This is a genomic window from Qipengyuania aquimaris, assembly GCF_009827445.1.
In the GTDB taxonomy this organism is placed as follows: domain Bacteria; phylum Pseudomonadota; class Alphaproteobacteria; order Sphingomonadales; family Sphingomonadaceae; genus Qipengyuania; species Qipengyuania aquimaris.
Genome location: NZ_WTYI01000001.1, coordinates 222,508 through 242,390, shown reverse-complemented (window position 1 = coordinate 242,390; position 19,883 = coordinate 222,508). Strand labels below are relative to the sequence as shown.

The following is a 19,883-nucleotide window of genomic DNA, read 5'->3' as shown; positions in this document are numbered from 1 at the left end:
AGAGCGCGCCTGCGCACCCCTATTGCCCCAGCGCCTGCGAAAAATGCTTGCGGCACATGGCAACGTAGCGGTCGTTGCCGCCGATCTCAGTCTGAGCGCCTTCGCTCACTGCCTTACCGTTTTCATCGACCCGCAGGTTCATTGTCGCCTTGCGCCCGCAATCGCAGACCGCCTTCATCTCGACCAGCTTGTCCGCAATGCCGAGCAGGGTGGCAGAGCCGGGAAACAGCTCTCCCTGGAAATCAGTACGCAGGCCGTAGCAAAGAACGGGAATGTCCGCCTCGTCGGCCAGTTTCGCCAATTGCCAGACCTGGTCCGGAGTGAGGAATTGCGCCTCGTCCACCAGCACACAGGCGAGCGGCGTCTCGGCATGTTCAGCCAGTACGTGCGCCGCGATGTCGGTCTGCTGCTCGAAGCGGTTTGCATCGCTCGCCAGACCGATGCGGCTGGAAATCGCGCCAAAGCCCGGCCGGTCGTCGAGTGCGGCGGTCCACAGCGATACTTTCATCCCGCGTTCGCCATAATTGAACGCGGTCTGGAGCAAGGTCGAGCTCTTCCCCGCGTTCATGCTGGCAAAATAGAAATACAGCTTGGCCATGGCTTGCCCTAGCGCGCACGGCCACAGCTGTTAAGGAGACCGTCAGACAGGATTGGGGATGACGCCCCGACCGCAAAGAAAAGACAAGCGACAGGGATATTCGATGGCAGAGGCGAACACGGCAGCCAATACGCAGACAGGCATCCTGGGATGGGTGGAGCGAACAGGCAATAGACTGCCCGATCCAGTGTTTATCTTCTTCTACCTGATCATTGCACTGGTCGTCATATCGGTGATCGCTGCGGTGAGCGGCGTTTCCGCCCAGCATCCGACCGCGCTGGATGAGAACACCGGCAGTGCGCTGGTGATCGAAGCGGTCAGCCTTTTGTCGCCGGATAATATCCAGCGGCTCTGGGTCGAAATGCCCAAGACATTCACGCACTTCCACCCGCTTGGCTACGTTCTTGTGGTCATGCTCGGCGCAGGCGTTGCCGAACGCTCAGGCTTTTTCGCTGCCGGTATGTCGAAAGCGGTCAAGAGCGCTCCAAAGGCCTTGCTGACCCCGGTGGTGGCTCTGGTCGCGATGATCGGCAACCACGCTGCCGACGCAGGCTATGTGGTCCTCATCCCGCTCGCCGGTATCCTGTTCGCAGCCGCCGGACGCCATCCCCTTGCCGGTATCGCTGCCGCATTCGCCGGTGTTTCGGGCGGTTTCTCCGCCAATGTCTCGCCCGGCCAGCTCGATGCGCTGCTGTTCGGCATTACCGAGGAAGCGGTTGGCGCCAGCGCGCTCGACCCGACATGGACAGCCAACATCGCCGGTAACTGGTATTTCATCGTGGCGATGACGGTGCTTTACCTGCCGATCATCTGGTACGTGACCGACAAGGTCATCGAACCGCGCCTCGGCGCCTGGACCAAGGGCGCGGTTGCGGGTGCGAATGACGAAGCGCCCGTCGAAGTCGACGGGGAAAAGGCCAGCAAGGGCCTGCGCGCAGCAGGTCTTGCAGCGCTCTTCGTGGTCGGACTGTGGGTGCTGATGGTCTTTGCCCCCGGCACCCCGCTGGTCGACGAGGCCGCTTGCGAGGGCATTCCGGCAGCCGATTGTTCGATCCACACGGAACTGCGTCCGCTCTACCAGTCGCTCGTGGCAGGCTTCTTCCTGCTCTTCCTGCTGACCGGCTGGGCCTATGGCCGCGCTGCGGGCACGATCAAGGACCACCGCGACCTGGTGAACATGATGGCGGAAAGCATGAAGGATATGGGCTATTACCTCGTCCTCGCCTTCGCTGCCGCGCACTTCGTTGCAATGTTCGGCTGGTCCAACCTCGGCCTTATTACTGCGGTGCACGGCGCTGCGGGGATCGAGAGCACGGGCCTGCCCCTGCCGCTCGTCCTCGGCCTCATGGTGATCTTCGCGGGCCTGCTGAACCTCTTCGTCGGTTCGGCCAGTGCGAAATGGGCATTGCTCGCCCCGATCCTCGTGCCGATGCTCATGCTGCTCGGCATCAGCCCCGAAGGCGCAACGGCGGCCTACCGCGTCGGCGATAGCGCGACGAATATCATCACGCCGCTGATGGTCTATTTCCCGCTGATCCTGGTTTTCGCCCAGCGCTGGGTGAAGGACTTCGGCCTCGGCAGCCTGACCGCGATGATGCTGCCCTATTCGGTTTGGTTGCTGATCTCGGGCGTCCTGCTGATCGTGGGCTGGTTCTACCTCGGCATCCCGCTCGGGCCCGATGCACCGGTCGGCTATACACTGCCCTCGGCGGCGGACCCGGCAATCATGCAGTAAGGCTTACTCTTCTTCCCCGAGGTCGCGTGCGACCTTGGGGTCGGAGAGGAGCTGTTCGATCCGGTCCGCCTCATCGAAGCTTTCGTCGGGCTGGAAATTTAGTTTCGGCGCGAATTTGAGGCCGAGGCGCTGCGCCACTTCCTTCTGGAAGAAGGCCGTGTTGGTGCGCAGTGCCTTCAGAACCTCTGCCTCGTCCTTTCCGAGCAAGGGCTTCACATAAGCCTTGGCGTTCCTGAGGTCGGGCGTCATCCGCACTTCGGTCACAGCGATGTTGTGCGCGCGCAGCACATCGTCATGCGCTTCCCCGCGCGCGAGCAATTCGGACAAGATGTGGCGCACCCGTTCGCCCACCTTGAGGACGCGAACCGATTGCTGTTCCGAGGTCGATTGCTGGTGCTTGGCCATCAGGCGTAATCCTTCATCTTTCCAAGAATGCGCTTGAGCGAGGTCATGTTCCTCGCAGTCCCGCGGCAGCCGAGCCGCTTCTCGATGAAACGGCCGGTCAGGTCCGAGACCCCCACACCGTGAACATAATCCAGGTAGAGGACGCGAGGTCCCAATGCGAGCCGTTCGGCGCCGCGTTCGCGATGGTCAGCCAGCAGGCGCTCAAAGCCGCCTTCGTCGGGCTGGCGCGGCAGGAATATCGTGTGGACCATCTTGTCGGAGCCTTCACCGTGGAAGGGGTTTTCATTGATCGCAGAGCGAACCTCTTCGACAGTCCGCACAACAACGAAGCCGGTGATGCCAAAGTCTTCCTCGATCAGCCGGACGATTCGGCCACGAAGCGCCTCTTCGTCTTCCTTGCTGCTCAGGATGACATTTCCGCTAGCGGCCACAGTCTCGACTTCACCGAAGCCACGGGCGCTCATGCGATCGCGCAAGTCCGCCATCTTGATGCGGTTGCCGCCGATGTTGATGCTGCCGAGCAGTGCAAGGCGAGTGCTCATGCCTCACTGCCGGGGCGCGGTGTAGGGATCGCCGTGCTGGTCGAACGCGCGAGCAGGTTACCTGCGTCGTCGAACAACTCACCCTCGAGATAGATCACACGGCGACCGCGCTTGATTACGCGGCCTTTGCCGACCAGCGGACCTGCCATCACGGGCCGGATCAGCGTCATGGTGATGTCGAGGTTGAGCGGTGCTTCCTCGTGGTCGGTAGCCCAGACATGGGCCCAGCCCATGACCTCGTCGAGGAAGCCTGCGACAAGCCCGCCCTGCACGGTACCGCGCGGCGTGATGAAGCTGTCCGGCGCGGTGAAGCGGAGCGTGATTTCCTCACGCTCCGCATCGAAGCAATCGAACTCGACACCTATCAGATCCGCGTGGGCGGCACCTTGGTTATGCGGGCGTTCCTTCTCGGTATCCCTCACAGCGTGCGTTCACGCTCCTCGACCTCGAACACCTCGAGCTGGTCGCCCGGCTGGATGTCGTTGGTGTCGGCAAGGACCACACCGCATTCGAGACCTGTGCGGACTTCGTCCACATCGTCCTTGAAGCGGCGCAGCGAGGCGATGGTCGTGGCCGAGACGATGACGTCGTCGCGCGTAAGACGTGCGTGCAGACCCTTGCGGATGACGCCTTCCTCGACCAGCAGGCCTGCGGCCTTGTCCTTCTTGCCCGAACGGAACACTTCCTTGACCGCGGCACGGCCGACGACATGCTCGATCCGCTCCGGACCCAGCTCGCCTGCCATCTCCTTCGCGATTTCCTCGGTCAGGTGATAGATGACGTCGTAATACTTCATCTCGACGCCGTCGCGCTTCACCAGTTCGCGTGCCTTGGCATTCGGACGCACGTTGAAGCCGATAATTGGAGCATTCGAGGCAGCCGCCAGCGACACGTCGCTTTCCGTGATCGCACCGACCCCTGCATGCAGGACACGGACCTTGATTTCGTCGTTCGAGAGATTGTGCAGCGCGGTCGTGATTGCCTCGACCGAACCCTGCACGTCGGCCTTCACCAAAACGGGGAATTCGATGACGTTGGCAGCGAGGTTGTTGAACATCGTATCGAAGCTGGTCGGAGCAAGCGCGGTGCGCTTCTCGGTCGCCTTTTCCTGACGATATTCGGCCACTTCACGGGCACGCTGTTCGTTCTCGACCACTGTCAGCACGTCGCCTGCGCTCGGCACGCCGCCGAGGCCCAGGACTTCGACAGGCATCGAAGGACCGGCCTTCTTGATCTGCTTGCCCTGATCGTTGACGATCGCGCGGACACGCCCGCTTTCGGTGCCGACGACGAAGGTGTTTCCACGCTCCAGCGTACCGCGCGTGATGAGCACGGTGGCGACCGGGCCGCGGCCCTTGTCGAGCTGCGCCTCGATCACGGTGGCCTCCGCCATGCGATCGGGGTTTGCCTTCAGTTCGAGCAGTTCGGCCTGGAGCGCGATCTTCTCGAGCAGTTCGTCGAGACCGGTCTTCTCCTTGGCGGAGATTTCCACGTCCTGCACATCGCCGGACAGTTTCTCGACGATGACTTCATGTTCGAGCAGGCGGTTGCGGATGTTGTCCGGATTGGCTTCGGGCTTGTCCATCTTGTTGATCGCCACGATCATCGGAACACCCGCAGCCTTGGTGTGATTGATGGCCTCGATCGTCTGCGGCATGATGCCGTCATCGGCAGCGACCACCAGGACGACGATGTCGGTCACATTCGCACCGCGCTGGCGCATTTCGGTAAAGGCGGCGTGGCCCGGCGTATCGAGGAAGGTGATCTCGTCGCCCCCCTTCGTTTTCACCTGGTAGCTGCCGATATGCTGCGTAATGCCGCCAGCTTCGCCCTTGACCACATTGGCCCCGCGAAGCGCGTCGAGCAGGCTGGTCTTCCCGTGGTCGACATGGCCCATAATGGTGACGACCGGCGGACGCGGCTTCAGCGTTTCTTCCGGATCGACATCCTCATCATTGGTAATGTCGACATCGGCTTCCGAAACCTTCTGGATGTTGTGGCCGAACTGTTCGACGAGCAGTTCCGCCGTATCCTGATCGATCGTCTGGTTGACGGTGACCATCATGTCGAGATTGAAGAGCTCCTTCACGAGGTCTGCGCCCTTCTCGCCCATACGCTTGGCCAGTTCGCCGACCGTGATCGCTTCCGGGACCACGACATCGCGGACCTGCTTTTCGCGCGGCTTGTTCGAACCGCCACCCTGCAGGTGACGTTCCTTTTCACGCGCACGCTTAAGTGCCGCGAGGCTGCGTGCACGGCGGCCTTCGTCCTCGTTGAGCGCCTTGTTGACGGAAAGCTTGCCCGAACGGCGCTTGTCCGGCTTTTCTGCGGTGCGCGCGGGCTTTTCGTCCTTCTTTTTGCGTTCCGGCTTCTTGATTTCCGGACGCTTGACGGGCGTGAACCTGCGCGCAGCCGGGGTCGGCGTCGCTTCGGACGCAGCATCCTCGGCAGGTGCAGCCTCTTCAGTTGCGGCTTCAACAGGAGCTTTCTTCGCAGCCTTCTCCGCCTGCTTGGCCGCTTCTTCCTCAGCCTTGCGGTTGTCTTCGGCGCGCTTCTTCTCGTCCTCGGCAGCCTTCTTCGCCTGCTGCTCATCACGCTTGCGGGCCTCTTCGGCCATCTTCAGGCGCGCTTCCTCGGCCTCGCGCTGGAGGCGGGCAACGCGTTCCTGCGGGGTTTCCGCGTCCGCGGCCGGCTTCTTGGGCGCAGGCTTCTTGGCTGCAGGAGCAGGCGCAGGAGCAGGTGCCGCTTCCGGCTCGGGAGCCGGTGCCGGCGTTGGCGCAGGTGCCGCCTCGCCGGGTTTGACGAGCTTGCGGCGGCGCTTCACCTCGACCGCAACCTTGTTGGTGCGGCCGTGGCTGAAGGTCTGCTTGACCTCGCCCGGCTGAGCACCCTTCAGGGTCAGCGGCTTGCGGGCAGGTTTTTTCTCTTCGTCGCTCATTCTTGCTCGTTTCTCTTCTGCGTATCGTTCGTATCGTCTTCGGCGCGCGTAGAGGCACGCCCATCGTCGGCCGGGATAGTGTGCCCCTGATAATGCATGAGGCGCATCAAGGGTTTGCGTATCCTTGCGGCCGATGCATCGTCGGCCAAAGCGAAATGGACGACATTGTCGCGGCCCAATGCCACAGACAGTGCGTCACGGTCCAGTGGGAGTGTCCACCCTCGCATTCCAGACCCTTCGGCATCGCTGCCGACGCGCCAGGCCTGGTCCAGCTTCTTGCGTCCGTCCTCGCTCGCATCGCTGGCATGCAGCAACAGCGCCACACCTCCGTTACGGGCGGTCTCGGCAATGCGTTGCGTACCCAAGATAAGCGCTCCGACGCGCATTTCGAGACCCAAGCGGTCGAGAAATACCCGGGTCAGGGCATCTTCTATCTTTTCCGGCAGGTTGGCCGGAATTTCCAGGTCGCCGGTCTTGAAGGCGCGCGAAAGCCCGCCCTTCAGCTTGCCGTTCGCAAATGCCTCTTCGATTGCGGCACGGTCGCTGCATACCCATGCGCCACGCCCCGGTGCTTTTTCCTGCGCATCGGGCAGGACAAGACCGGAAGGCGAAACAGCCAGGCGCACCAGCGCATCGCGCGAACCGGTCTCTCCCGTTAGCACGCAGCGCCGCTCGGGCTCCGGTTTACGGGGCCGCGAGACTTCAGCGATGTCGGACGTCAGGCGCTCATTGGGTGGAGTCCGCATCGGCGGCCTCCTGCGTGTCGGTCGTCTCGGCAGCAGCCGGAGCTTCCTCTTCGTCTTCAAACCAGTGCGCGCGGGCAGCCATGATGATCTCGTTGCCCTGCTCTTCGGTCAGGCCGTATTCGCCGAGCACGCCGCCCTTGTCGGCTTCGCGCTGGGGGCGATCACGGCGCATCGGCGGGCCGTCCGGATTGTTGTTCCGGCGACGCGGTGCCTCACGCCGCTTGGCGATCAATTCGTCGGTCGCGAGATCGGCGACATCGTCGAGCGTCTTGAGACCTGCCTTGCCGAGCGTGACGAGCATCGCTTCGGTCATGTGCGGCAGTTCGGCAAGGTCGTCTTCGACACCCAGTTCGCGGCGCGCTTCGCGGTGCGCAGCTTCCTGGCGATCGAGTGCTTCCTTGGCGCGGTTCTGGAGTTCTTCCGCCAGCTCCTCGTCGAAGCCTTCGATGCTCGCGAGCTCTTCCAGCTCGACGTAAGCGACTTCTTCCAGGTCCGCGAAGCCTTCGGCGACGAGCAGCTGCGAAAGCGTTTCGTCGACGTCCAGTTCGGCTTCGAACATGTTCGAGCGCTCGGCGAATTCCTTCTGGCGCTTCTCCGAGGCTTCTTCCTCAGTCATGATGTCGATCTGGTTGCCGGTCAGCTGGCTGGCGAGACGCACGTTCTGGCCGCGGCGGCCGATGGCCAGCGAAAGCTGGTCGTCGGGCACGACGACTTCGATGCGGCCGTCTTCCTCGTCGAGCACGACGCGACTGACGGTGGCCGGCTGGAGTGCGTTCACGATGAAGGTTGCGCCGTCATCGCTCCACGGGATGATGTCGATCTTTTCGCCCTGCAGTTCCTGCACGACGGCCTGGACGCGGCTACCCTTCATGCCGACGCAGGCACCGACCGGGTCGATGCTGCTATCGTGGCTGATGACGCCGATCTTGGCGCGGCTGCCTGGATCGCGGGCGGCTGCCTTGATCTCGATGATGCCGTCATAGATTTCGGGCACTTCCTGCGCGAACAGCTTGCGCATGAAATCGGGGTGCGCGCGGCTGAGGAAGATCTGCGGGCCGCGGTTGTTGCGTTCCACCTTGGTGATGAGCGCGCGGACACGTTCGCCGACACGGGCGGCTTCACGCGGGATCTGCTGGTCGCGGCGGATGACGCCTTCGGCACGGCCGAGGTTGACGATCACGTGGCCGAATTCGACCGACTTGATGACGCCGGTGATAACTTCGCCAGCGCGATCCTTGAACTCTTCGAACTGACGCTCACGCTCGGCATCGCGGACCTTTTGGAAGATCACCTGCTTGGCGCTCTGCGCGTCGATACGGCCGAGATCGACCGGCGGCAGCGGGTCGACGATGAAGTCGCCGATCTTGGCGTCCTTCTCGAGCTTCTGTGCAGCCTTGAGATCGACCTGCTTGAAGTAGTCTTCCACTTCCTCGACGACCTCGACGACACGCCACAGGCGAAGGTCGCCAGTCTGCGGGTCGAGCTTTGCACGGATGTCGTTTTCCGCACCGTACCGGTTGCGGGCAGACTTCTGGATCGCCTCTTCCATCGCTTCGATCACGATGGATTTGTCGATCATCTTTTCCGATGCGACGGCGTTAGCAATCGCGAGGAGTTCAGCCTTGTTGGCGGAAATGGCACTGGCCATCAGTCGTCTGCCTTTTCTTCTTCGATGTCGTCGGCACCGCTCGTATCGAGCGGCTGGGTGGCGGCAATGAGCGCGTCGGTCAAGACGAGCTTTGCCGAGTGGATCTGGTTGCGGTCGAGTTTCACCTCGCCCGCCTTGGCATCCTCGATGAGAACCTCATCGCCTTCGATGCCTTTCAATTCGCCCTTGTATGTGCGCTGGCCGTCGAAGCCCTTATCCATGGAGATCTTGGCTTCGTGTCCGGCCCAGTTGGCGAAATCCTTGGGACGGGTCAGCGGACGGTCGATACCGGGCGAGCTGACTTCGAGGTGATAGGCCCCTTCGACCAGCACGTCGCCCTGCTCTTCCAGCTCGTCGATCCGGTCGGAAACGCGGCGCGAGAGCGCGGCGCATTGTTCGATCACCAGCTGGCCCGTCGCCGGGTCTTCGGCCATGATCTGCAATGCCATCCCGCCATCACCGGCTTCGGACGGCATCATCTTGACGCGCACGAGATCGAAACCCAGCGCATTCGCTTCGGGTTCGATGACTTCGGTCAAGCGGTCGATATCGGCCATTCATACTCCGGTTCGGACTTGCATTGCGACAACGGGGTTCGGTGCCGGCCCCTTTCGGCGCCAGCCCTACAAAGTTGCGACAATGTCGGGATGCGAGGGGAGATAGGTGCGAGTCCCTCAAAAAGCAAGAAATAAGAAAAGGGGCCCGGCATGACACCGGACCCCCTCCCCTTTTTGACTGCGTGGGCCGCCTTAGTTGACGACGCCGATCACGTCCGGATTGCCGTCCGGATCACCGTTGACGCGGCCACCATTGCCGACATTGCCCTGAAGCAGGATGCCAGCGAAGTGCGGGGTGGCCATCGAGGTGCCGCTGATGGTGTTGTAACCGCCACCGGTCCAGGTCGATTTGATCGACGAACCCGGCTCTGCATAATCGACCGGCGGGTTGCCGAAGTTCGAGAAGCTCGACCAGTTGTCGCCGATTGCGAAGGAAGAGATCGTGTAAACGTTGGGACCGTTTGCACGAGCTGGCGAGTGGTTGTTGGCGTGGTCGCGCTCGTTACCAGCAGCAAGGGCGAAACGTACGCCGCCCGCCGCAGCATTGATGACTGCCTGGTCGAGCGCGGTGCTGATACCGCCGCCAAGGCTCATGTTGGCAACGTCGCCCGGCTGACCGTATTGCGCGACATAGTCGATGCCCGCAATCACGCCCGAGTTCGAACCCGAACCACGACGGTCGAGAACGCGGACTGCAACAACCGGAGCGCCCGGCGCAACGCCGATCACGCCGATGTTGTTGTCAATTGCCGCGATCGTGCCGGCGACGTGAGTACCGTGGCCGTTCTGGTCGCCCGCGTCGCCGCGCACGAAGCTGCGCGAGCGCGCTACGTCGACATTGAGATCTGGGTGGTCGAGCTGGATGCCGCTATCGAGGACCCATGCAGTGGCGAAGTTGCCAGGTGCACCGCCGCCGACGCGGGCGATACCCCAGGGCGTTTCTTGCGCAGGCTGTGCGCCACCGCCGCCATTGCCGCCCTTCTTGCCACCGGGAGCCATGCCGCGAACCTGGATTGCGGTAACGATCTGGTCCTGCTCGCAATAAGCGATGTTGGGGTTGTTGCGCTTCATGTTCTCGATTGCCTGCGGAGCGGCGTTCACTGCGAAACCGCGCAGGGCGACCGAGTAGACGTGCTTTACCTGGGCGGCGCTTGCCTGAGCCGCGCGATTGGCTTCTGCCTTGGCATTGCCGCGCGAGACCGACTTGTCGAAAACGCAAATGTAGCTGTTGGCGATCTTCTCGCCCGCCTTCGCTTGGGCCGGTGCGGCAACCGCCAGCATCGGAAGAGCCGCGAGCACGGCCAGAGTCTTAGCTTTCATGAATAGTCCCTCCAAAAGTCTCAGCAGCACGCGACCCGTGCTGGACTGATGGGTAGGAGGTGTAACCGGATGAAAAGACCTGTCGAGGGGGCCAGAGCTAAGAAAAATGGTAAATTTCGGCTTTATCGACCAATTGTTGCATTTGGGAGACGAATTGATTTTTGCTTTTATTTAGGCCGAATAGTATTGTCGTCGGAAGCATTTCCAACGAGCGAAATTCTACGTTCATTTTCTTTGACGAGCGCCTTCTGCGAGGCGTGCAACCCTACTCTTCGATCCCCCCCGAAGCTTGTGTTTCTAATTCGTTATTTGCATCGCGTTGCTCGAACCGGCGATGGCGCACGATCCTTGGCGTGATAACGATGTACAATTCGGTGGTAGTGCTGGTGGACCGCTCGTTGCGGAAGGCTGCACCGATAAGCGGTATGTCACCGAGAAGCGGGATCTTCGACTTGGTCGTCAGGACGTTTTCCTGGGTCAGGCCACCGATGACGAAGGTCTCTCCATCCCGCACCGATGCGCTGGTTTCCGCCTCGCGCTGGCTTATCGTGGGATAGCCCTGGCTGAAGCCGGTCACGCTGGACACGACGCCGTATATCTTCGAGGTGATGTACCCATCCGTGCTCACGCGTGGAGCAATCTGCAACGTGACGCCGACGTTCACATACTGGACCTGCTGGGAAACACCATTCACGCCTGACAGCTGGATCGAGGTAAGGATCGGCAACGCATCGCCCGTGATGATCTTTGCTGTCGACCCGCTTTGCGCAGCGATCCTCGGGCGCGAGACGATACGCCCCTCGCCCTTTTGTATCTGCGCATAGATCGCGGCCTGCAACTGACCGGAAGGCAGAACGTCGTTGGGATCGACCCCGAACGGCAGGAAGCCGCCGGTCGCCAGGTTGCCGACGGCTATCTGCCCGTTGGAATTGGTGAAATCGATACCAAGGTTGCGCGCACCGTTTTCGGTCAGTTCGACGAACTGCGTTTCCAGGATAACGCTGTCCACCGGGACGTCGATCAGTTCGATCTGGCGCTTCACCCGCTCGATCCGTTCGGGCGTTCCGGTGATCCAGATCGCGTTGAGACGGCGGTCCACGGCAAGGCCGCTGCCGACATTCTGACCAAGCGGCTGATCGTCGCGCTCGGCCTGCTGCGGGGCGCCGATATAGCTGGTCGACTGGTTTGCACCGGGCGATCCGAAGCCGGGCTCCCGCCGGATGAATACATCGTTCGGCGCGATCTCCGCTCCTTCGGCGAGCAGGCCCACGATTTCCGAAACGTCAGCGTATTTGAGAAATACCAACTCGTAGGAATCGCCAGGCTGGTAACTGTCAACCGGCCCGCGCTGCAATTCCTGCTGCGGCACCACCTCTTCGCCATCCGAGCCGATCGGACGCGTGCCGAGGGTTTCTTCGTCGCTGACCATCTCGACACGGACCTGGACCGCTTTGTTGCCCATTTCCTCTGCCCGTATGCGCGAGGGGCGCGCCGTGTCGAACCGGAGGACGAGGCTGCTGCCTTCGGTCACGAATTGCAGCGAGCGAACCAGGCCGCGATAGCTCTGCCGGTCCGGCACGCGGCCGACCTTGAGCGTTGTCGCCATGACGAGTTCCGGTCTGGTGGGGTTTGTGTCGACGGTCGCCACGCGCGGTTCGGCGGGCGAAAAGCGCAGCATGAATGTCGCCGCGCCTTCATCCTCGGATACAAGCCTGACTTCCTCCAGGACGGAGGGTACGACCTGAGCCGAAGCGGTGGCGAGCGGCCACACGGCTGCAATCGCTGCAAGCAACGCCAGAATGGCAAAAGGTATACGATGCCCTGCGACCCGGGCGTGAACCGCCATCATTATTCGAAAAATTCCCAGTCCCTGAGCACAGGCATATCGAACATTGGCCGCGCGGCAATAGGGTTTTCGGAATATTCCCCCGCCTGTGGCCGGTTTGCGACAGGACGAGCGGGGCCAGTCGGACGGGCTACTCTTCCATCAATCCATGCTTCTTGATCGCATGTCGCAGCTGATCGTAGCTGAGACCCAAAGCCTTCGCCGTCTGCCGCTGGTTCCAGCGATGCTTGCCAAGCGCGTGCTCGAGTATCGTGCGTTCGTGCTGATCCACCGCAGCCTTCAGATCTTCGACCTGATCGAGATCTGGTGCGATTTGGGCGGTGGGCTGCGCGGACTGCTGGGCCACCTCCTTTTTCTGTGTCGTCGGAGAGATCGGCTTCCAAGGACTGTCGAACGGGTCGAACTGGACATGACCGATGGGCGTGTCCCAATCGTCCCAGCGATAGACCGCGCGTTCGACCACATTGCGCAGTTCGCGCACATTGCCGGGCCAGGGATGCTCTTCCAATTCCTTTGCGACATGCTCGGCAAAGCCCGGCCATGCTTCCCAGCCGAGCTCTGCGCCCATGCGGCGGCCGAAATAGTCCGCCAGCACGCCGATATCCCCTTCTCGCACACGCAGGGGAGGAAGCGTGATGACCTCGAAGCTGAGCCGATCGAGAAGGTCGGCGCGAAACTCCCCGCGCTCTGCCTTGGCTGGCAGGTCTTCGTTGGTCGCCGCCACGATCCGCACATCCACACGCATGGGGCGCGAAGAACCGATCCGCGTGACCTCGCCATATTCGACTGCCCTCAGCAGTCGTTCTTGTGCGCCCATCGACAAAGTACCCAATTCGTCGAGAAACAAAGTGCCCTTGTCGGCTTCCTCGAACCTTCCGGCGCGTTGTTTGGTAGCACCGGTAAAGGCTCCGGCTTCGTGTCCGAACAGCTCGGCCTCGATCAGCGTCTCGGGCAGCGCGGCGCAGTTCATGGTGACGAGCGGTTCGTCCCAGCGGGTGGACAGGCGGTGCAGGCGCTCGGCGATCAGCTCCTTGCCGGTCCCGCGCTCGCCGATCACGAGGACGGGGCGCCGCATGGGCGCTGCACGGCTGGTCCGCTCGACCGCGTCCAGGAAGGCGCCAGACTGCCCTATGAACTGATTTTCCCGTTCCATGGCCAATAGATAGGGAATTTTCCCAAGGGTTGGCAATACCCGCCATCATGCCGTTCGTCGAAAATTTCAAAATCGTTGGATTTCCGCTCCTTATTCGTTTTGGCACGCCCTTTGCTGAACACAGGACAACAACGCATTCCAGTCCAGGGAGGACAACCATGTACGACCGCAAATTCTTCCAGACCCAGCTCGGACAAGCTGCCCTTGCCAGCATCGCGGCCATGACGGCCTTCGTCGTGCTGAGCTCGCAAATCTCCCTGACCAGCCCGGTCGCGGTCGTCGCTTCCTACGAACAGGTAGAAATCGCGTGACCGACAATACCCCCCTCGGGCCGGAGCGCATTAGTCCCGACGCTTCGGCCCGTCCCCCCAAACCGCACGGCAAGCGCCTTGCACGGATTGACCGCGAAGCGCAGCGCGCAAGAGATTGGACCAATCCCGAAACAGTGAATACGAAGATCAACGAATTTTTCTCAACCGGAGCACCCTTGATGGGCATTTTCAGCAGAACCCGCGATATCGTCGCCGCCAATTTCAACGACATGCTCGACAAGGCGGATGACCCGCAGAAGATGATCCGCATGATCATCCTCGAGATGGAGGAAACCCTGGTGGAAGTCCGCGCGAGCGCGGCACGCACGATCGCGGACCAGAAGGAAATGCACCGCCACACGGTCAAGCTGGACAAGCTCCAGGCCGACTGGGGCGAAAAGGCGGCCCTTGCGCTGTCGAAGGATCGCGAAGATCTCGCTCGCGCGGCCCTCGTCGAGAAAAAGAAGGCTGCCGACATGAGCGACCAGCTCAAGCAGGAGATCGCCGTGCTCGACGACGCGCTGCGCGCTTACGAGCAGGACATCCAGAAGCTGCAGAACCGCCTGCGCGAAGCACGCAGCCGCCAGACAGCGATCGCCGCCCGCCTGGAAAGCGCGGAGAACCGGGTCAAGCTGCGCAGCCTGATGACCGAGGACCGCGTCGACGATGCGCTCAGCCGTTTCGACCAACTCGAACGCCGCGTCGACTATGCCGAAGGCCGTGCCGAAGCGCTGTCCATCTCCGATGGCAGCAAGCAGCCGAGCCTTTCCGACGAGATTGCCGCGCTCGAAGGCGCCGATGCGATCGACGATGAACTTGAACAGATGAAGAAGGCGCTCGGCAAATCCGACGCGAAGAAGGAGGACTGATCCATGGACGAGATTTTTGCAATCGTGGCGATCTTCATCGCCCTCCCGTGGATCGTCCTGCACTACATCACGAAGTGGAAGACGTCCGCCACCATCACCACCGACGACGAAGCGCTGCTGGAAGAGCTCTACAATCTCGCCAAGCGCCTCGATGACCGGATGGACACTGTCGAGCGGCTCGTCGCTTCCGACAACCCCGAATTCCGCCCCGCCCGCCTCGTCCACGACAGCGAGCAGGACAATGAACAGCTGCGCGAACTCGAACAGCTGATTGCCGAGAAAAAAGGAGCAGCAAAGTGAACTCCCCCCGTACCACTCTCTATCGTGACAAGCAGAATGCGAAGTTCATGGGGGTTCTCTCCGGCATCGCGGACTACACAGGCGTCAACGCCCTGTGGATCCGCCTGGGCTTCCTGATCCTGGCTGTCTCGATGGGCTGGCCGATCCTCGCCTACTTCGTTGCCGGCATCCTGCTGAACAAAAAGCCTGCGCATCTCTACTCCGAGCCTGCCGAGCAGAAGTACTGGCAGGGCGTGCGGCAGAACCCGAAGCGCACGGCCCGCGAAATCCGCGGCAAGATGAAGGATATCGACCGCCGCCTCGCCGACGTTGAAACCTTCTACGTCAGCAACAATCCGCGCCTCACGGCCGAAATCGAACGCCTGCGCTAAAGCGGGACCGAGGGGAGAGGAATTATGGATCCCGCGCTTTTGATACCGATCCTGGCGCTGAGCATCCCGATCGTCGCGATCTGGACCAAGCACCAGCAAAAGCTCGCCGAGATGAACGTCCAGACTACCGCGCAGGCCACTGCCGAGCAGGCAGCGCAATACGCCAGCAAGGTGCAGCAGTTGGAAGACCGCGTTCAGGTGCTCGAGCGGATCGTGACCGACAAGGGATATGATGTCGCAACCCAGATCGAAGCTCTTCGCGACCAGCGCCGCGTCGATGACGAAGGCAGCGGCGTGCCCTTGGGATCACTGAACAGGGAGAAAGCGTGATGGATTTCCCGGTTACCGAAACGACCATCATCGTATCCGTGGCCATCATGACCGTGGGCTACCTGGTTTCAAACTGGATGAAGATAAAGAACGGCTATCCGCTGGAGAACAGCTGGGGCAAGTCGGTCTATCCCAAAAACGACCAGGCGGTGGAGCGGGTCAAGCTGCTCACCCAGGAAAACGCCGAACTTCGCGCCGAACTGGGTTCGCTGAAAGACCGCCTCGGCAATGTCGAGCGCATTGTCACCGACAGCGGCTATCACCTGACCAACGAGATCGACCGTCTTCGCGACAAGTCGGAGGCGAACTGATGGATCCGAACCTGTTTCTGATCTTCGGCTTCGTCCTGATTGCGGCGCTGCTGGCCATGACCACCGGTATTCTCATCCATCGGCGCCAGGTCGAGCATGAAGAACGCCGTGCAGAGCTCAAAGTGCGAGAAGCCGAGGCGAAAGCCCAGGAGGCACGCTACTCCAACGGCGATTACAGCAAGATCGAAGAACGCCTCCGCGTGCTCGAACGCATCGCGACCGACAGCAATCACGCCCTGGCTTCGCAGATCGACGAGCTTCGCGATCTTCAACAGATCGAGGACTTGCCTGCCAGAGCGGAGACCGCACGATGAACTGGCCTATCGCAGTAGTCTTGATCGTAATGATCGTCGCTGTCGGCAAGGTCATGGCAGCGAAGTATCGCGCCCAGGCCGGTATCATCCAGGACAAGCAGGGCAATCAGCAGTGGGTCGGAAAGAATGACGATCCTGAAGCCCAGCGCGAGATCGAAAACCTGCGCGAACGCATCAAGGTGCTGGAGCGCATCGCCACCGATGGCAATTCGCTCGACGCAAAAGAAACGCGGCGGATTTCCGCCGAGATCGAAGCCCTGCGCGACAAGCAGGTCGAAAAGGACAACTGAGGACCATTCGGGTTCAAGGAGGACATGGGGAAATGTTCGAACCGACACTCATAATCGCAGGCGCTGCGCTGATCGGCCTGGTAATTGTCGCCGGCACCTTGCTGAGGGCATGGCACGACTGGATCGAATTCAAGCGCCGCCAGCTGGAACACGATGCGCCCGTACCCGAAGACACCGGCAGCGCGATGGGCGCGGCCCGTATCGAACTTGCCGACCTGCGCGAGCGGATCAAGAAGCTCGAAGCGATTGCCAGCGGAGTGGACCTGTGAGCGCGACCAACAATGCAGCACAAGCCGGTATAGGCCTTGGAAGCGCAATCGCCGTCGCCATCAGCTGGAGCCAGCACCAATCGATCCTCTGGGCGATAATCCAGGGATTTTTCGGCTGGTTCTACGTCATCTACTATGCATTCACCCGCCCCGGAGGGCTGGCCGGCTGAGCGCGATGGACGCCGCCGGTTTAGCTGGCTAAATGCCGCCGCCATGCGTTCACTCAATGACATTGCCGAAGAATACGACTTCCTCGAAGGCGACGAGAGATATCGTCTGCTGATCGAACTAGGGCGCGATCTCGAATCCATGCCCGATCCGTTAAAAACCGATGCCACGCTTGTGCGCGGATGTTCGGCGGCGGTCTGGGTCTATCCGACGGGCGATGCCAACCAGCTCCACTTCCTTGCCGACAGCAATGCGGCGATCACCAAGGGCATCGTCGCCCTGGTGATATCGGCAGTACAGGACAAGCCGGCCAGCGAAGTGGCACAGATGGACATCGCCGCCGCACTCGACCCCTTCGATCTCAAGAACCAGCTTTCCAGCAACAGGACGCAGGGCGTGCCGAACATGATCGCGCTGGTCCAGGAACACGCCGCCCGGATCGCGGCCGCCTAGGATGCGGCGCCACATCTATCGCGCATGTGGCTTCCTGTTCGTCGGACTGGGCGCCATCGGGGCGTTCCTGCCGATCATGCCAACGGTGCCCTTCCTGCTGCTGGCGGTGTATTTCTTCGCTCGCTCCAGCCCAGAACTGGAAAAGAAGATACTCGACCATCCCACGTGGGGGCCGCAGGTGCGCGACTGGCGCGAACGGCGCGCGATCAGCCGCAGGGCCAAGACCATGGCGATCGGCGCCATGGCCACCGGTGCCGTCTTTACCTGGTACACGCTGGGAGAGCCCTGGTATTACATTTCCATCGCCATCCTCGTGATCGCCGGCAGCTGGATTGCGACGCGCAACGAATAGACGGCCTCAGGAACGCGATGCGTTTCAGTCCGTTAGGGTAACATACGGATGGGAGGGTCGACCGAAAGGAACACTCTCAAATGGCAATTCTCATTCTCATCGCCACGATCCTGCTCCCCCCGCTCGGCGTCGCTGCCAAGCATGGGCTCGGCGGCACCACATTGCTCAATGTCGTGCTGACACTGCTGGGCTTTATCCCGGGACTGATCCACGGCCTGTATGTGAACTACGCCCGCTAACGGCACACACCGATTAGAACACGAAGCGCCGGGGCCTCAGGCTCCGGCGCTTTCGCGTACGGTGGCGATACCTGCGTCCTTCTGGCGCTTGAGTTCCGCCTTCAGCTTGGCCGGATCGCGCGCGAGGACGAAACCGAAGCTCACCCCGCCTTCCTTGCCGATGGTCGCATGATGCAGCTTGTGCGCCTGGACCAGCCGCTTGGCGTAGCCTTTCTTGGGCACCCAGCGGAAATAGCGCTGATGCACCAGGCCGTCATGGACGAAGGTGTAGATGAGGCCATAGCAGGTGATCCCGAAGGCGATCCACCATAGCAGATCCGACCAGACATAACCGACGGCAAACATCGCAAAGACGATGGTGCCGAACGTCACCGCGTAGAGGTCGTTCTTTTCCAGGACATTGTCATGCGGTTCATGATGGTCGCGGTGCCAGCCCCAGCCCCATCCGTGCATGATGTATTTGTGCGCCCACCAGGCGAACAGTTCCATCCCTGCGATCGACAGGAATACGGTAAGGAGGATTGCAGGAATGCTCACTTGGAAATCTCTGGCAGCGACATGGTCTTCCTGGCGCGGGGCAGGCCCCACCATGGGACATGCGGCGCGAGGTGGTGTTCGTGATGATAGCCGAAATGGAAACAGCTGGCGAGCGATGCAAGGCTTGAGAAGCCATCGCTGCGCGCATTGTGTCGGTCGGCAAAGCCGACATCGTCGTGTCGATGCGGGCGATAGGTGCCAAAGTAGAACAGCTGCAACGAGGAAGCGATTGCGGGCGCCCCGTAGAGCAGGACTATCTTGAGGGCCGATATGGAGAAAAGGGCCCAGTATATCGTCACCACGCTGCTGACGAACAGCACCGACTGCCAGCCGAAATAGCGTTTGAGGAACGTGCCGTACCACGGCCAGAACCGCGTCGGATGGTCTGCGCTGAAATCGGGATCGTCGGCCGTTCCGGGAGCCTTGTGGTGCGCGAAGTGAGCATCGCGCATCTTGCGCCAGCCGAACCCCGCGTAGAGAAACAGCAGCGCTCCGCCGATGAGCCCGTTGAGCCGCCCGCCACCCGGCGCGAGCGAGCCGTGCATCGCATCGTGGCTAACGATGAACAGGCCGACCGAAAGCCAGCATTGCACCAAAGCCAGCGCCAGAGCGAACGGAAGCGTCTGCCAGGTCAGCTCGAACATGAACATCGCGAAGAGATGCAGCGCCAGCCAGCTTGCGAAGATGGCTAACGCCAGCGCAAGGCCGATTGCAGCCTGCCGCCTGTTTCCGGTCTTCGTGTTCGGAGATGCGCCCATGAAGCGGTTGTACCCTGTCCGGACCGCTTAGGACAAGCGGTTCGCGCAGGCGAGGCTCAGTCCTTGAAGAAGAACTTCGTCACTTCTTCGCGCAGGCGTGCGGGACGCAGCGTTTCGGAATCGATGCAGCACCACGCGCTTTTCACCTCGGCCAGAACCTCTTCCCCGCGCTGGATCACGGTGGAGTAGAATGCACGCGCACCCTGCACCTTTTCGAGCACAGTGCTGGCGATCACCTCGTCATCGAGGAACGCCGGTTTGCGATAGGTAATCTCGTGCTTGAGCGCGACCCATGCCTTGCTCGCCACCTCTTCGGCGGGCGCGATCTTGTTCCAGTGGGCGAGGACCGCGTCCTGCACCCAGTTGAGATAGCGCGCATTGTTCACATGACCCATGAAATCGATATCGGAGGGAATCACGCGGATCGGAAAGGCGAAGGGCTTTGCTGACATGAGTGTAAGTAAAGCACGGATAGGTTAACTTTGGAAGACTCTGGATTTGCCTTTTTGCGCGCGTGACTTTC

General features: G+C 61.4%; 28 protein-coding genes. 14 read left to right on the top strand and 14 right to left on the bottom strand.

Going from position 1 to position 19,883, the window contains the following annotated elements; all coding sequences use genetic code 11:
- Positions 1–19: 19 nt before the first annotated feature.
- Positions 20–598 (bottom strand): thymidine kinase, encoded by a 579-nt coding sequence (locus tag GRI34_RS01110; protein ID WP_160594359.1) that lies wholly within the window; start codon positions 596–598, stop codon positions 20–22.
- Positions 599–701: 103 nt separating this feature from the next.
- Here GRI34_RS01110 and GRI34_RS01105 point away from each other — a divergent pair, with 103 nt between their 5' ends.
- Positions 702–2,333: an AbgT family transporter gene (locus tag GRI34_RS01105; RefSeq protein ID WP_160594358.1), complete on the top strand. Its 1,632-nt coding sequence runs from the start codon at positions 702–704 to the stop codon at positions 2,331–2,333.
- Positions 2,334–2,336: 3 nt separating this feature from the next.
- Here GRI34_RS01105 and rbfA read toward each other — a convergent pair whose 3' ends face one another.
- The 10 genes from rbfA to pspF all read right to left on the bottom strand — a co-directional run bounded on the left by rbfA (position 2,337) and on the right by pspF (position 13,488).
- Positions 2,337–2,738, bottom strand: coding sequence for a 30S ribosome-binding factor RbfA (gene rbfA / locus GRI34_RS01100; RefSeq protein WP_160594357.1), 402 nt, complete (start codon positions 2,736–2,738; stop codon positions 2,337–2,339).
- Positions 2,738–3,280, bottom strand: coding sequence for a DUF1697 domain-containing protein (locus GRI34_RS01095; RefSeq protein WP_160594356.1), 543 nt, complete (start codon positions 3,278–3,280; stop codon positions 2,738–2,740). Before GRI34_RS01095 ends, rbfA begins: the two co-directional genes overlap by 1 nt.
- Positions 3,277–3,702, bottom strand: a complete 426-nt coding sequence (locus GRI34_RS01090; RefSeq protein ID WP_325065166.1) for a PaaI family thioesterase — start codon at positions 3,700–3,702, stop codon at positions 3,277–3,279. Before GRI34_RS01090 ends, GRI34_RS01095 begins: the two co-directional genes overlap by 4 nt.
- The gene (gene infB / locus GRI34_RS01085) at positions 3,699–6,218 is read right to left on the bottom strand and encodes a translation initiation factor IF-2 (protein WP_160594355.1); all 2,520 of its coding nucleotides are present in this window, start codon (positions 6,216–6,218) and stop codon (positions 3,699–3,701) included. The genes GRI34_RS01090 and infB overlap by 4 nt, the downstream gene beginning before the upstream one ends.
- Positions 6,215–6,964 (bottom strand): DUF448 domain-containing protein, encoded by a 750-nt coding sequence (locus GRI34_RS01080; protein ID WP_160594354.1) that lies wholly within the window; start codon positions 6,962–6,964, stop codon positions 6,215–6,217. The genes infB and GRI34_RS01080 overlap by 4 nt, the downstream gene beginning before the upstream one ends.
- Entirely contained in the window at positions 6,945–8,612 is a 1,668-nt protein-coding gene (gene nusA, locus GRI34_RS01075) for a transcription termination factor NusA (RefSeq protein WP_160594353.1), read from the bottom strand. Before nusA ends, GRI34_RS01080 begins: the two co-directional genes overlap by 20 nt.
- Positions 8,612–9,169 carry a ribosome maturation protein RimP gene (rimP, locus tag GRI34_RS01070; protein WP_160594352.1) on the bottom strand — a complete coding sequence of 186 codons (558 nt, stop codon included), beginning with the start codon at positions 9,167–9,169 and terminating at the stop codon, positions 8,612–8,614. The genes nusA and rimP overlap by 1 nt, the downstream gene beginning before the upstream one ends.
- A gap of 192 nt (positions 9,170–9,361) precedes the next feature.
- Positions 9,362–10,489 carry a S8 family serine peptidase gene (locus GRI34_RS01065; protein ID WP_160594351.1) on the bottom strand — a complete coding sequence of 376 codons (1,128 nt, stop codon included), beginning with the start codon at positions 10,487–10,489 and terminating at the stop codon, positions 9,362–9,364.
- A 265-nt stretch (positions 10,490–10,754) separates the two neighbouring features.
- Positions 10,755–12,338, bottom strand: a complete 1,584-nt coding sequence (locus GRI34_RS01060) for a type II secretion system protein GspD (protein WP_234028114.1) — start codon at positions 12,336–12,338, stop codon at positions 10,755–10,757.
- Between the two features lie 127 nt (positions 12,339–12,465).
- Positions 12,466–13,488, bottom strand: a complete 1,023-nt coding sequence (pspF, locus tag GRI34_RS01055) for a phage shock protein operon transcriptional activator (protein WP_160594349.1) — start codon at positions 13,486–13,488, stop codon at positions 12,466–12,468.
- Between the two features lie 158 nt (positions 13,489–13,646).
- Here pspF and GRI34_RS13170 point away from each other — a divergent pair, with 158 nt between their 5' ends.
- The 13 genes from GRI34_RS13170 (at position 13,647) to GRI34_RS01000 (ending at position 18,065) form a co-directional block, all read left to right on the top strand.
- Positions 13,647–13,799: a hypothetical protein gene (locus GRI34_RS13170; protein WP_199800090.1), complete on the top strand. Its 153-nt coding sequence runs from the start codon at positions 13,647–13,649 to the stop codon at positions 13,797–13,799.
- Positions 13,796–14,668 (top strand): phage shock protein PspA, encoded by an 873-nt coding sequence (pspA, locus tag GRI34_RS01050; RefSeq protein WP_407692127.1) that lies wholly within the window; start codon positions 13,796–13,798, stop codon positions 14,666–14,668. The genes GRI34_RS13170 and pspA overlap by 4 nt, the downstream gene beginning before the upstream one ends.
- A gap of 3 nt (positions 14,669–14,671) precedes the next feature.
- Positions 14,672–14,968, top strand: coding sequence for an envelope stress response membrane protein PspB (pspB, locus tag GRI34_RS01045; RefSeq protein ID WP_090481842.1), 297 nt, complete (start codon positions 14,672–14,674; stop codon positions 14,966–14,968).
- The gene (pspC, locus tag GRI34_RS01040) at positions 14,965–15,339 is read left to right on the top strand and encodes an envelope stress response membrane protein PspC (protein ID WP_090481839.1); all 375 of its coding nucleotides are present in this window, start codon (positions 14,965–14,967) and stop codon (positions 15,337–15,339) included. Before pspB ends, pspC begins: the two co-directional genes overlap by 4 nt.
- 24 nt (positions 15,340–15,363) lie before the next feature.
- Entirely contained in the window at positions 15,364–15,669 is a 306-nt protein-coding gene (locus tag GRI34_RS01035; protein ID WP_199800089.1) for a hypothetical protein, read from the top strand.
- Positions 15,669–15,980, top strand: a complete 312-nt coding sequence (locus GRI34_RS01030) for a hypothetical protein (RefSeq protein WP_160594348.1) — start codon at positions 15,669–15,671, stop codon at positions 15,978–15,980. The genes GRI34_RS01035 and GRI34_RS01030 overlap by 1 nt, the downstream gene beginning before the upstream one ends.
- Positions 15,980–16,294, top strand: a complete 315-nt coding sequence (locus GRI34_RS01025) for a hypothetical protein (RefSeq protein WP_160594347.1) — start codon at positions 15,980–15,982, stop codon at positions 16,292–16,294. Before GRI34_RS01030 ends, GRI34_RS01025 begins: the two co-directional genes overlap by 1 nt.
- Positions 16,291–16,584: a hypothetical protein gene (locus GRI34_RS01020; protein ID WP_160594346.1), complete on the top strand. Its 294-nt coding sequence runs from the start codon at positions 16,291–16,293 to the stop codon at positions 16,582–16,584. Before GRI34_RS01025 ends, GRI34_RS01020 begins: the two co-directional genes overlap by 4 nt.
- A 32-nt stretch (positions 16,585–16,616) precedes the next feature.
- Positions 16,617–16,853 carry a hypothetical protein gene (locus GRI34_RS01015; protein ID WP_100260679.1) on the top strand — a complete coding sequence of 79 codons (237 nt, stop codon included), beginning with the start codon at positions 16,617–16,619 and terminating at the stop codon, positions 16,851–16,853.
- Positions 16,850–17,023: a hypothetical protein gene (locus tag GRI34_RS13165; RefSeq protein WP_198507657.1), complete on the top strand. Its 174-nt coding sequence runs from the start codon at positions 16,850–16,852 to the stop codon at positions 17,021–17,023. Before GRI34_RS01015 ends, GRI34_RS13165 begins: the two co-directional genes overlap by 4 nt.
- 43 nt (positions 17,024–17,066) lie before the next feature.
- Positions 17,067–17,474, top strand: a complete 408-nt coding sequence (locus GRI34_RS01010; RefSeq protein WP_160594345.1) for a SufE family protein — start codon at positions 17,067–17,069, stop codon at positions 17,472–17,474.
- 1 nt (position 17,475) lies between these two features.
- Positions 17,476–17,826: a YbaN family protein gene (locus GRI34_RS01005; protein WP_100260677.1), complete on the top strand. Its 351-nt coding sequence runs from the start codon at positions 17,476–17,478 to the stop codon at positions 17,824–17,826.
- Between the two features lie 80 nt (positions 17,827–17,906).
- Positions 17,907–18,065, top strand: a complete 159-nt coding sequence (locus GRI34_RS01000; RefSeq protein ID WP_090481816.1) for a YqaE/Pmp3 family membrane protein — start codon at positions 17,907–17,909, stop codon at positions 18,063–18,065.
- A gap of 36 nt (positions 18,066–18,101) precedes the next feature.
- Here GRI34_RS01000 and GRI34_RS00995 read toward each other — a convergent pair whose 3' ends face one another.
- From GRI34_RS00995 to GRI34_RS00985, 3 genes are read right to left on the bottom strand one after another with little or no spacing between them, the layout of a single operon-like run.
- Entirely contained in the window at positions 18,102–18,602 is a 501-nt protein-coding gene (locus GRI34_RS00995; RefSeq protein ID WP_325065165.1) for a sterol desaturase family protein, read from the bottom strand.
- Positions 18,599–19,360, bottom strand: a complete 762-nt coding sequence (locus tag GRI34_RS00990) for a fatty acid desaturase (RefSeq protein WP_160594343.1) — start codon at positions 19,358–19,360, stop codon at positions 18,599–18,601. The genes GRI34_RS00995 and GRI34_RS00990 overlap by 4 nt, the downstream gene beginning before the upstream one ends.
- Before the next feature lie 56 nt (positions 19,361–19,416).
- Complete coding sequence (locus GRI34_RS00985; protein WP_100260674.1) at positions 19,417–19,812, bottom strand: acyl-CoA thioesterase; 396 nt, start codon at positions 19,810–19,812, stop codon at positions 19,417–19,419.
- Positions 19,813–19,883 lie beyond the last annotated feature (71 nt).

What these genes read in the sequence shown, in the direction of transcription:
- GRI34_RS01060 (WP_234028114.1), bottom strand. Translation starts at nt 12,338, where the DNA reads ATGATGGCGGTTCACGCCCGGGTCGCAGGGCATCGTATACCTTTTGCC.
- GRI34_RS01110 (WP_160594359.1), bottom strand. Translation starts at nt 598, where the DNA reads ATGGCCAAGCTGTATTTCTATTTTGCCAGCATGAACGCGGGGAAGAGC.
- GRI34_RS01025 (WP_160594347.1), top strand. Translation starts at nt 15,980, where the DNA reads ATGGATCCGAACCTGTTTCTGATCTTCGGCTTCGTCCTGATTGCGGCG.
- pspB (WP_090481842.1), top strand. Translation starts at nt 14,672, where the DNA reads ATGGACGAGATTTTTGCAATCGTGGCGATCTTCATCGCCCTCCCGTGG.
- GRI34_RS01030 (WP_160594348.1), top strand. Translation starts at nt 15,669, where the DNA reads ATGGATTTCCCGGTTACCGAAACGACCATCATCGTATCCGTGGCCATC.
- pspF (WP_160594349.1), bottom strand. Translation starts at nt 13,488, where the DNA reads ATGGAACGGGAAAATCAGTTCATAGGGCAGTCTGGCGCCTTCCTGGAC.
- nusA (WP_160594353.1), bottom strand. Translation starts at nt 8,612, where the DNA reads ATGGCCAGTGCCATTTCCGCCAACAAGGCTGAACTCCTCGCGATTGCT.
- GRI34_RS01035 (WP_199800089.1), top strand. Translation starts at nt 15,364, where the DNA reads ATGGATCCCGCGCTTTTGATACCGATCCTGGCGCTGAGCATCCCGATC.
- GRI34_RS13170 (WP_199800090.1), top strand. Translation starts at nt 13,647, where the DNA reads ATGTACGACCGCAAATTCTTCCAGACCCAGCTCGGACAAGCTGCCCTT.
- GRI34_RS00985 (WP_100260674.1), bottom strand. Translation starts at nt 19,812, where the DNA reads ATGTCAGCAAAGCCCTTCGCCTTTCCGATCCGCGTGATTCCCTCCGAT.
- GRI34_RS01080 (WP_160594354.1), bottom strand. Translation starts at nt 6,964, where the DNA reads ATGCGGACTCCACCCAATGAGCGCCTGACGTCCGACATCGCTGAAGTC.
- GRI34_RS01015 (WP_100260679.1), top strand. Translation starts at nt 16,617, where the DNA reads ATGTTCGAACCGACACTCATAATCGCAGGCGCTGCGCTGATCGGCCTG.
- GRI34_RS01005 (WP_100260677.1), top strand. Translation starts at nt 17,476, where the DNA reads ATGCGGCGCCACATCTATCGCGCATGTGGCTTCCTGTTCGTCGGACTG.
- rbfA (WP_160594357.1), bottom strand. Translation starts at nt 2,738, where the DNA reads ATGGCCAAGCACCAGCAATCGACCTCGGAACAGCAATCGGTTCGCGTC.
- rimP (WP_160594352.1), bottom strand. Translation starts at nt 9,169, where the DNA reads ATGGCCGATATCGACCGCTTGACCGAAGTCATCGAACCCGAAGCGAAT.
- GRI34_RS01065 (WP_160594351.1), bottom strand. Translation starts at nt 10,489, where the DNA reads ATGAAAGCTAAGACTCTGGCCGTGCTCGCGGCTCTTCCGATGCTGGCG.
- infB (WP_160594355.1), bottom strand. Translation starts at nt 6,218, where the DNA reads ATGAGCGACGAAGAGAAAAAACCTGCCCGCAAGCCGCTGACCCTGAAG.
- GRI34_RS01095 (WP_160594356.1), bottom strand. Translation starts at nt 3,280, where the DNA reads ATGAGCACTCGCCTTGCACTGCTCGGCAGCATCAACATCGGCGGCAAC.
- GRI34_RS01000 (WP_090481816.1), top strand. Translation starts at nt 17,907, where the DNA reads ATGGCAATTCTCATTCTCATCGCCACGATCCTGCTCCCCCCGCTCGGC.
- GRI34_RS01010 (WP_160594345.1), top strand. Translation starts at nt 17,067, where the DNA reads ATGCGTTCACTCAATGACATTGCCGAAGAATACGACTTCCTCGAAGGC.
- GRI34_RS01020 (WP_160594346.1), top strand. Translation starts at nt 16,291, where the DNA reads ATGAACTGGCCTATCGCAGTAGTCTTGATCGTAATGATCGTCGCTGTC.
- GRI34_RS00990 (WP_160594343.1), bottom strand. Translation starts at nt 19,360, where the DNA reads ATGGGCGCATCTCCGAACACGAAGACCGGAAACAGGCGGCAGGCTGCA.
- GRI34_RS01105 (WP_160594358.1), top strand. Translation starts at nt 702, where the DNA reads ATGGCAGAGGCGAACACGGCAGCCAATACGCAGACAGGCATCCTGGGA.